10 protein-coding genes and 1 pseudogene are annotated in these 9671 nt (G+C 41.2%); 9 read left to right on the top strand and 2 right to left on the bottom strand.

Annotated features, from left to right (window positions below):
• Window positions 1-300: 300 nt before the first annotated feature.
• Both QQK21_RS19015 and QQK21_RS19010 read left to right on the top strand, forming a co-directional pair.
• Complete coding sequence (locus tag QQK21_RS19015; protein ID WP_284193756.1) at window positions 301-1089, top strand: sterol desaturase family protein; 789 nt, start codon at window positions 301-303, stop codon at window positions 1087-1089.
• A gap of 11 nt (window positions 1090-1100) precedes the next feature.
• Window positions 1101-1613 (top strand): C40 family peptidase, encoded by a 513-nt coding sequence (locus tag QQK21_RS19010; protein ID WP_284193755.1) that lies wholly within the window; start codon window positions 1101-1103, stop codon window positions 1611-1613.
• A 2-nt stretch (window positions 1614-1615) separates the two neighbouring features.
• Here QQK21_RS19010 and QQK21_RS19005 read toward each other — a convergent pair whose 3' ends face one another.
• The gene (locus QQK21_RS19005) at window positions 1616-1960 is read right to left on the bottom strand and encodes a DUF3802 family protein (RefSeq protein WP_284193754.1); all 345 of its coding nucleotides are present in this window, start codon (window positions 1958-1960) and stop codon (window positions 1616-1618) included.
• Between the two features lie 347 nt (window positions 1961-2307).
• Between QQK21_RS19005 and QQK21_RS19000 the strand changes: the two genes are divergently transcribed.
• The 4 genes from QQK21_RS19000 to QQK21_RS18985 all read left to right on the top strand — a co-directional run bounded on the left by QQK21_RS19000 (window position 2308) and on the right by QQK21_RS18985 (window position 6323).
• Window positions 2308-3174 carry a fructosamine kinase family protein gene (locus QQK21_RS19000; protein ID WP_284193753.1) on the top strand — a complete coding sequence of 289 codons (867 nt, stop codon included), beginning with the start codon at window positions 2308-2310 and terminating at the stop codon, window positions 3172-3174.
• A gap of 251 nt (window positions 3175-3425) precedes the next feature.
• Window positions 3426-3629 carry a CPXCG motif-containing cysteine-rich protein gene (locus tag QQK21_RS18995; RefSeq protein ID WP_284193752.1) on the top strand — a complete coding sequence of 68 codons (204 nt, stop codon included), beginning with the start codon at window positions 3426-3428 and terminating at the stop codon, window positions 3627-3629.
• A gap of 249 nt (window positions 3630-3878) precedes the next feature.
• A complete protein-coding gene (locus QQK21_RS18990; protein WP_284193751.1) occupies window positions 3879-5249 on the top strand; it encodes an MATE family efflux transporter in 1371 nt (456 codons plus the stop codon).
• Window positions 5250-5327: 78 nt separating this feature from the next.
• Window positions 5328-6323, top strand: coding sequence for a DUF3080 family protein (locus QQK21_RS18985; RefSeq protein ID WP_284193750.1), 996 nt, complete (start codon window positions 5328-5330; stop codon window positions 6321-6323).
• Here QQK21_RS18985 and QQK21_RS18980 read toward each other — a convergent pair.
• Window positions 6313-7176, bottom strand: coding sequence for a DNA ligase (locus tag QQK21_RS18980; RefSeq protein WP_284193749.1), 864 nt, complete (start codon window positions 7174-7176; stop codon window positions 6313-6315). The genes QQK21_RS18985 and QQK21_RS18980 overlap by 11 nt on opposite strands.
• A 312-nt stretch (window positions 7177-7488) precedes the next feature.
• Between QQK21_RS18980 and QQK21_RS18975 the strand changes: the two genes are divergently transcribed.
• From QQK21_RS18975 to QQK21_RS18965, 3 genes and pseudogenes are all read left to right on the top strand, one after another.
• Window positions 7489-7806: an STAS domain-containing protein gene (locus tag QQK21_RS18975; RefSeq protein WP_284193748.1), complete on the top strand. Its 318-nt coding sequence runs from the start codon at window positions 7489-7491 to the stop codon at window positions 7804-7806.
• 41 nt (window positions 7807-7847) lie between these two features.
• Complete coding sequence (locus QQK21_RS18970; RefSeq protein WP_284193747.1) at window positions 7848-8687, top strand: OmpA family protein; 840 nt, start codon at window positions 7848-7850, stop codon at window positions 8685-8687.
• Window positions 8674-9609: pseudogene (locus QQK21_RS18965) on the top strand (polysaccharide biosynthesis/export family protein); the annotation flags it as partial. The gene QQK21_RS18970 and the pseudogene QQK21_RS18965, both read left to right, overlap by 14 nt.
• Window positions 9610-9671: the final 62 nt, after the last annotated feature.

Genomic DNA, 9671 nt, shown 5'->3' with positions numbered 1-9671 from the left:
AGTTAACGTAATGACAAAGTCGCTTGGTAATTAAGGTACGACAGAATCGCTTGGTGATCACAATCTGTATTGATGTTGGGCTGATATGAACACAGACAAAGGCGTTGCTCAACTTGACAAAACGAACATCGCTTAACCTTGCTACCTCTAGCTTGATAGACCCGAGTTGAAGATAGCAAACGCTGTTCGTACAGATGATGATAGGCGTGGATTCTCATGAAAATTGATAGATAATAACAAAGAGTTCAAGTTTACATTGCAACCGAAATGTTGCAAACAAGGGAGGGAGAAAACCATATTATGGACAGCCCAGATATCATTCGACTTAGTATATTTATAGCCGTGTTATTGTTATGTGCCCTTTGGGAATGGAAAATGCCTAGACGGAGACTTAGCCAAAACAAGACCTACCGATGGGCAAATAATCTCGGCCTAGTATCACTCAACTCTCTTTGCCTAAGTATTTTTATGCCAATTCTTGCCTTTGATGCAGCCAATATTGCGCAGCAAAACAGTTGGGGACTTATGCACGCCATTAAATTACCAACACTTGCCGAGTTTTTCCTAGGCATTTTGATCCTTGATTTCGTAATCTATTCTCAGCACCTTATCTTTCACAAAATACCTTGGCTGTGGAGATTACATAGAATGCATCATAGTGATCAAGACATCGATGTCACTACAGGAACACGATTTCATCCGATAGAAATAATTCTATCGATGTGGCTTAAAATTGCTGCGATTGTTTTATTAGGCATCTCTCCCATTACTGTGATTGTGTTTGAAATCATCCTTAATGCCAGTGCCATGTTTAATCATAGCAATGCTCGATTATCACTTGATTTGGACTCATTAATGAGAAAAATAATCGTCACACCAGACATGCATAGAGTCCATCATTCCAGAAATCCACAAGAAACACATTCAAATTTTGGCTTCTTTTTGTCCATCTGGGATAGATGTTTTAATACTTACACCGACCAACCAGAGCTTGGGCATCAAGGTATAAAAATAGGCATCACTCAATTTCAAACAGCCAGCGAGCAAAGAATTGACAACATGCTCACTCAACCATTTAGAAATCACTAAGAATGGAAATCATGGATAGACGAATAAGACAGGCTTTGGCAACGATACTATGGCTCACCATAGCAGGTTGCACATCCCATATAAAAGAAGATCGCTCAGAACCAACGCATTTTGATGGATTAGTGTCACCCGCTGCAAATGAGTTGAAGATTGACTTTCTGAGTTTTTATCATGACTGGGAAGGCGTACCTTATCGACTGGGGGGAAATAACCAATATGGAATAGATTGTTCAGCTTTCGTTCAGTTGGCGTACTTAAATACGGTTAAGTTACGTCTACCTAGAACCACTAAATTACAGGTTAAAGTGGGACAACAAGTCGAGTATGATGATGCTCAGGTGGGAGATTTAGCATTTTTCAAGACATCTCCTTCAGTAAGACATGTGGGCGTATATCTCGGGCAAAAACGATTCATGCATGCGTCAACGTCAAAAGGAGTCGTGATTTCTAGATTGGACAACCCGTATTGGGCTTCAACATTCTGGCATTTCAGACGGGTATATTCACCGCCTGAGTTAGATTAACTTTAGTCGTATTTCGCTACCGCAGAATCAAATAAGTTTTTCAAAAGCGCGATAAATTCGTCGAGAAAGGCAATTTGTTCGTTGGTGGCCGGCTTTGACCAAACCCCAGCAAGAACTTCACCCAAGTCCTCGACCACAGAATCTACTTCTTTTAAAAGCTGGAAGCGAACTGTAGAATGTAGCTCAGGGTTTTGCTCAAAAATTGTCATGATATTACTAGCCACCATATCGGTGACCACATCTTCAACGCTTTCTGCTCCAATATCCCCATCATCTGATGAAAAAACATCGAGATTAAAAGCCAGATGCTCAATCAGTGCAAGGTAGCCATCGGTTTCAACAACCACTGTCGTTCTCCATTCATTTTTATGTTTTTCGAGCCACTATTTAATACTAAGACATATCAATGATTTTTCACAACCCAACTCGATTCAGATACATGAATAAAACTCATTACATTGCATCATGCTAAGTATTGCTCCGACAAGAGCCTAACAGTAGATTAACCTGTATATTTGTAGTTCATTTAAGTTGGCATTTTCAAATTGTCGGCTGATATCATGATTAGGATCACATAATAGTTAATTTGTCCAAGAGTTCAGTTAAACAGTTGAAATTTTTGCCGTCTGATTAAGATTTGAATAGAGCCTTATTCTACAATATCAGCATCATACTTATCATGGTGAATCAAAATATGTGGCAAGCGATTGCAGACCAACTATCTGACACACTCATGTTCTCTTTTGATATTGTTGAAAAGAAAGCTATCAATGGAGGCGACATAAACGATTGCTACATGATAAGCGATGGTGAGCAGCGCTATTTTGTTAAAATCAACCAAAGTGACTTCTATCCTAATTTTGAGATTGAGGCAGAAAATATTCATGCTCTTAGACAAAGTGAAATGGTCTCAGTCCCAGAGCATATACTAACTGGAAAAAATAAGGATCATGCGTTTCTGATCCTTAACTATCTTCCACTCAAACCTCTTGATGAGGCTGATGACTCTTATCTGTTTGGCCAACAGCTTGCCAAATTACATCTTTGGGGAGAACAAAAAGAGTACGGTTTTGACCAAGACAATTACATTGGTTCAACACTGCAGCCTAATAAATGGGACAAGAAATGGGGACGTTTTTTCGCTGAGCAACGTATCGGTTGGCAACTTCAGCTTTTAAAAGAAAAAGGCGTAACCTTAGTCGAGATTGATGATTTTACCCACCTCATTCAAGACCGCCTTGCTCATCATCAACCTAGAGCTTCTTTAATTCACGGTGATCTTTGGCGTGGAAACGTTGCCACTTCACCATTCGGGCCAGTCTGCTTTGACCCAGCATGTTATTGGGGAGACAGAGAATGTGACCTCGCAATGACTGAGCTTTTTTCTAAGTTTCATCCAGATTTTTATCGTGGTTATGAGAGTGTTTTTCCTCTCGATGCTAACTATCACCAACGCAAGGAAATTTATAATCTCTACCACTTATTGAACCATTATAATCAATTTGGCGGCATATACTTGGATCAATGTGAGACGACAATTAATCATATTCTTTCATATTAATCAAAAACCTTAACCCAAAAATTTTAGAAAGTGAATTTCATTGAACGTTAAAAAATTCAAGTGCTTATTCACCCCTGTCCGTATTTTCAGTAAATATAATCTAAAGTTCCCCATAAGTTTAGTTATGCTTTATGTATTAACTACGCAGCTATGATACATAGGGACTGACCATGGTAGTTTGCATCAAGTCGAATGGCTTGATGCAGATGGTTAAAGCATCATTTTCATACAAAGTTGTAAAGGAGAAGATCATGCGTCAATTTTCCGAAAAGAGAGTTTCTTGTCCTCACTGTGGGCATAGAATTGGTATTGAATTAGACACAAGTGGTGGAAACCAGAACTTTTACGAAGACTGCCCAGCATGTTGCCATACCATCCATTTAACCATGACGTTAAACGAGCAGTTGGATCAAATCGAACTTTCTATCGATGCCGACGATGAACAAATATTCTAAATCTAGCGACGACTGACTAGGTTGAAAAAGTACATTAAACTTAGAGTCGTTTGTTGGATAGCCATAAAAATCGGGGTTCACACCAATCCAAGTGACGCAACTATGATGTTTCTGTGGTGGTTCGCTCGACAATAAATTATCATTTCTAAAAGCAGCCTTGCTAATGCCCAGCCAACGTAGTATTTCTAGGTGTTTTTCAAACTTGGGGTATTAATCCAAGTTACGACACCCGAATTTTTGGAGTCCTAAGTGCACCTCTACAAAAAAGAAGTAACCAAGCTAGTCAAACTTGCAATCCCTGTATTAATTGCATCTGTAGCGCAAACGGGGATGGGGTTTGTTGATACCGTTATGGCGGGCGGTGTGAGCGCGATCGATATGGCTGCGGTATCGGTCGCATCCAGTATTTGGTTACCCTCAATTTTGTTTGGCGTAGGTTTACTAATGGCACTTGTTCCAGTCGTCGCTCAGCTAAATGGTTCTGGCAGGCAGGTGAAAATACCTTTTGAAATTCAACAGGGCTGCATATTAGCCATACTGATTTCTATTCCGATCATTACTATCTTATTTCAAACATCGACAATCATTGGTTGGATGAATGTAGAAGCACTCATGGCTGAAAAGACTGAGGGCTACATGCACGCCGTTATTTATGCCGTACCCGCATTTTTGCTATTTCAAGCCTTGCGCAGCTTCACTGATGGCATGTCACTCACACAACCAGCAATGGTGATTGGTTTTATAGGCCTTGTATGCAACGTTCCTCTTAACTGGATATTTGTGTATGGTAAGTTTGGCGCGCCCGCACTTGGTGGCGTAGGCTGCGGCGTAGCTACTGCTATTGTTTACTGGCTAATGTTCATGTTGCTTTTGCTATATGTGGTCACAACAAAAAGATTTGCCCACATAGATTTGTTTGGGCAATTTTACAAACCCCACTGGCCATCACTGACACGGCTATTCAAGCTCGGTTTCCCTGTTGCTGCTGCACTCTTTTTTGAAGTCACCCTGTTTGCCGTTGTCGCCATCCTCATCGCTCCTCTCGGCCCAATAACGGTAGCCGCTCATCAAGTAGCCATGAATTTTTCCTCATTGATTTTCATGCTCCCAATGAGTGTTGGCGCCGCAACAAGTATTCGCGTGGGTCATAGTTTAGGTGAGAATGATGTTCGAGGGGCAATGATCGCATCTCAGGTAGCGGTAGGCATTTCAGTCATATTGGCATTAGTCACCGCTCTTTTAACCGTATCGTTTCGTGAGTTTATTGCTCTACTTTACACAGACAACAGAGCGGTGATCAGCATTGCAATGCAATTACTATTGTTTGCTGCTCTGTATCAAGTGACGGATGCAATACAAGTTGTCGCTGCCGGTGCTCTTAGAGGATACAAAGATATGTCCGCGATCTTCAAATGTACTTTTATCGCCTACTGGATTCTGGGCCTACCCATAGGTTATATCCTTGCGATGACTGACTGGATTTTCGAGCCTATGGGCGCTAAAGGTTTTTGGATTGGTTTTATTGTCGGGCTGTCTTCTGCGGCTGTGATGCTCGCCACTCGTCTCTACTGGATGCACCAACAACCCGACAAAGTTCAACTAAGCTTTGCAGAAAAGTAGAGGATAAACTTTATATTGGGTTGATTTAAAAATAGACAACTCTGATCTTTGGGCAAACTTGAGCTAATTGGGGAAATCATGCGAATTTACGTCGTTTTACTTTCTGCCGCTATGCTTATGTCTTGCGATTTCTATCAAGATACCTTTGATCAAACGGTTGCAACGTACATATCTCGTATCGCCAATATACAAGACCGTCCAACCGTTGCTGTACCCCAAAATAAACCTGTCACATTACCCAATAAAAGAACACTACTTATCGAAATACCTGCTGTTAATATTGGATTTCTCGATAGCTATGAATTGAGAAAGTGTGGATTGTTTTCTTTAATTGCTCAACGAAACTCCATATTAGGGAAAGTTCAGGACCATTTCCGCAACTATGATTACCAAATAACACTGACCTACGGATTAAATAGTTGCATAGAAAGCCCCTATATCTCTGATGAATTGAAGTCTCAGCTGGCAGACATTCAGAAAATAAAGCAATTCCAACTTCCAAAACATCTCTCCAATTTACTATTCGGAAGTGATGCGATGAGAAATCAAATGCAATCATCTTCTTATTTAACCTTACAAAAATCCAAAGAAAGCACTATTGTTCTGGACGCTCTCAAACAGATAGACATGGCTTTATTGTCTAGCCACAATCTCGACTATTCGAAAATGTCAGTGATGCTAACACCCTATCAGGAAGTCCTAGACAAGAACCCTGTTATTGGTAAGCTGAGCTATTCCATGTTGAACACAACTCAAAAGCTACAAGCCGTAACCAAGCAACTCAGAGAATATGATGAAACCATAGTGTGTCAAACTAACAGAGATAGAACCCAATTTAATTACTTGAGAAATGTATTTCATGAATTCTTTATTGAGGGAATTCAGCCTTACCTAGCCCAAATTGACAGTACCTACAATGATCTCAACCCCTATCTCAACTTTACAGAAAATGGCCATGCAAAATACCAATATCCAATAAGGACATATCACCAAGCCTTTAGAGAAGCATCGTTAGCCCATGTTAAGTATTGGCAAGACCTATTCACTCGTTGTGGCGTCAATCCTAGTCCGTAACATAATCGACTCTTACTCTCAAAAAGCGAGCAAATTTAGGGATGCCTTTATGCGTATAACCATTGTGTCTAAAAGTGATTCTTGAACCAAGTTTAGGCGGTGATGCTCTTAACTGGTCACTTAGCCCGCTTCCAATGTAAAATTGGAGACCTGAGTCCAGTTGAACGAGTAACGCTCCGACCATCCCCTCTAGTTTTCCTTTTCCAGTTCTGTAGCCAACAATGATAGCTTCGTCATCGTTGTGCCGCTTCATCTTGAGCAATTGATCCCCTCTCCCACTTTTGTATTCACCCTTAAACTGTCTCAGCATAACGCCCTCCCCATTGGCGTCATTTATCTGGTCAAAGTAACGAGTCAGATCTTGTTCAGAACTGATCGGGGTGTGTTCCACAAAATCAACGTGGTCAGCTTGAATGGAATCAACCAAATTAACAATATATTTGTAACGCGCAATATAATCACCTGTTACTCGCGGCGCATCAAACAACATAAAGCGGACTTTTTGCCACGCGGCTTCCGTTGGAATTGTATCCAAAACCGTATTTTGGACTAAATTGAAATTTCCTCTCCCAGCCCACAATTCGCCTTCCAACATTTCATCAGGTAATGCGTCGATAAACCAAAAGGGTGCATATAGTTTGCGACCACTTCGTGTTCTGAGGGTATTTCCATCCCAAATGGCTCTAATACCATCAAGCTTTTCACTCTTCCAATATTTATTGACATCAACGTCCGACTCATACAGCTCGGCTAGCATTACAGAAACATGTTTATTATCTTTGCTTTCCACTGCTGCATTACAGGGTAACGAAGACAACAAAGCGATAGCAACACAATTTAGTTTGATATTCATATGTTTTATCCGCTTTAAACCAATAAAGCTTGATTGTTGGTCAAGCACCAAAAAAATCAACAAGAACCGTCTATGATTTGAGTATGTTCAAAACGAATAAAACAAAACAAAACTATCAATTAAACGGTTCTGATTAGCTAAGGATTGTACAAGTACGTCACATCGTCGAAGCGCTTCTCATATTGAGAAAACCGACTTACCAATATGAGAATTGACTATAATTTTTTCATATTGCATTGAATATTAAGCATTTATTTTTTGGCACGTAAACTGCTCTTCTCAGATAACAACACTACGTGAGGAGATACAAAAATGGAATTACGCACAATAAAAACAACTTCTGAAATGCTTACACTTGAGATCAACGGCAATCTTGATGCTGATGGTAGTCGTTTTGCGCAAAAACACATTGATGAAATCATTGCTGACCAACATTTGGAAATTGAAATCGACTTCCGCAATGTGGGCTTTTTGGATTCCTCTGGCGTTGGCGCGCTGGTTTATCTGTATAAGCGCCTCGTTGAACGTGAGCGTCAGATGCGTATTGAAAACGTAACAGGTCAGCCACTAGAGATCATTAACCTATTGAGAATAGATAAGGCAATTCCTGTGAACTCTCGCACTCACTAAATCTATAAGCGGGAGCACGGGCACTAACAAAGGACGTTGGCATGGTTAACTTTTGTAAATATATGGCCCTAGCTTTCACCAGCATAGCAACCATTGGCTGTAGCAGTTATCCCGATGAAGGTCGAGGTGGACTTGCAGAGCAATACATCCAATCTAGCTTTACTCCCGTCATGCCCGATGAACCTCTTGGACCAGAACACGGACTTCGCTTTGATTGGCAACTTGCCAAACTTCATTTGGACTCTTTAATTAGGGAAGGAGCCCGTTGGTGCTTTCCTGCAGCAGTAGTACAAGCAATTGAAAAACAAAATAGAATCGCTCGCGAATTAGAGGGAGGTCTATTACTCGATGCCGCCAACGATATAGTTATCCAAAGAAAGCGCCTCGATGAACTTGAAAGACAACTCGATTATGTAACTTCACAAGCTAAATGTGCCCCGCCTCACGACGACTTCAGTTTTCAACAACAACTCGCCGTCATTGATAAGCTTTATAAAATACTAAACGTCGATAACCAGTTTGCATTTAAATCTACTGAGGTAAATCCCAAATACATGGGGCATTTGGCCCAAGCCGCCAACATTTTGCGCGAGCACAAATCCCTTAACCTCATTGTTACTGGGCATACTGATGCCATTGGTAACGAGCTTGACAACCAAAAGCTAGCTATGGGAAGAGCAAAGCAGGTTACACGTTATCTAACCATATTTGGTCTCGAACCCAGCCGAATAAAGGCGAAATCAGTTGGAGAAAGTCTCCCGCTCTTTGAAGGCCAGTCCGATGGAGTAAGACTGACTAACCGTAGGGTAAGTATTGAAATCATTGAAACAAAAGATCTTGCGGAGAATAAGCTGAACGGAGGCTACTATGATATGGAATAAGCTATTATTAATCATATTATTACTCGGTCTCACTTTTCCTGCATACTCGCAACAAGAGCGGGTACAAATTGGTGACATGGTTCAAGTGAACCTGCCAGGAGAAGAAACGCTCAATAAAGGCTTTCAAGTAGACAAACGCGGCCGCATCAATTTACCCGAGGTGGGGGCCTTATATGTCGCAGGATACACAGAAGAACAACTTGAAACAGCGGTGTTAGAAGCTCTGGGAAAAGTATATCGAGACCTCTCTACCGCGTCCGTTTATATTGCTGAGCAGCAAATTCTTATTTCTATACAAGGATATGTAAACTCTCCCGGCGAATACACCCTAACTAAAAGTGCCGATGTGCAAATGGCAATCCACGCAGCCGGAGGGCTACGCTCTGGCGCCCAACTCGACAATTTGCTCCTCAAACGTGGTAACGATAAGTTTCCTTTTAATTATAAGAGTTTTCTTGATACTGGTGACGAAACTTTGTTGCCGAAACTTATGTCTTTAGACACTATTTTCATTCCCGCCTCTCCTTTGGTCGGAAACATAGAGCAACAGTTTGATGCCAGTAAACTGGCTAATTCAGGTGACAGTGCTGACGGTCGCACAGCGATTAAAGTATTTGGCGAGGTGAATGCTCCGGGCTCGTTTAGCTACAAAGAAAATTCTGATTTAGTCGACATTCTGATGCGTTCAGGAGGTGTGACCCGCTACGCATCCGTTGAGCAGATTCGAGTGATCAGCAACAATAAACCTCAGATTTTCAATCTTAAAGAATATCTAGATAGCGGTGATATTTCTCTACTACCTACCCTACAACCAGGAACCACAATCTTCGTCCCTAAACAGGAAGAAGAAATCCGCGCAGGTTCAAATGTTATTTATATCATGGGAGAAGTCGACCAGCCAGGTGCTTACGAAGGAAAAAAATGTCATTACTGAGGGATCTTGACGGGATAAATACCATTCGACTCTGTCGTATCCTTACATTC

Source organism: Vibrio zhanjiangensis (assembly GCF_030161235.1).
Classification (GTDB): Bacteria; Pseudomonadota; Gammaproteobacteria; order Enterobacterales; family Vibrionaceae; genus Vibrio; species Vibrio zhanjiangensis.
Note: the sequence above shows the minus strand (reverse complement) of the source record. Positions and strands in the feature narration are given on the sequence as shown.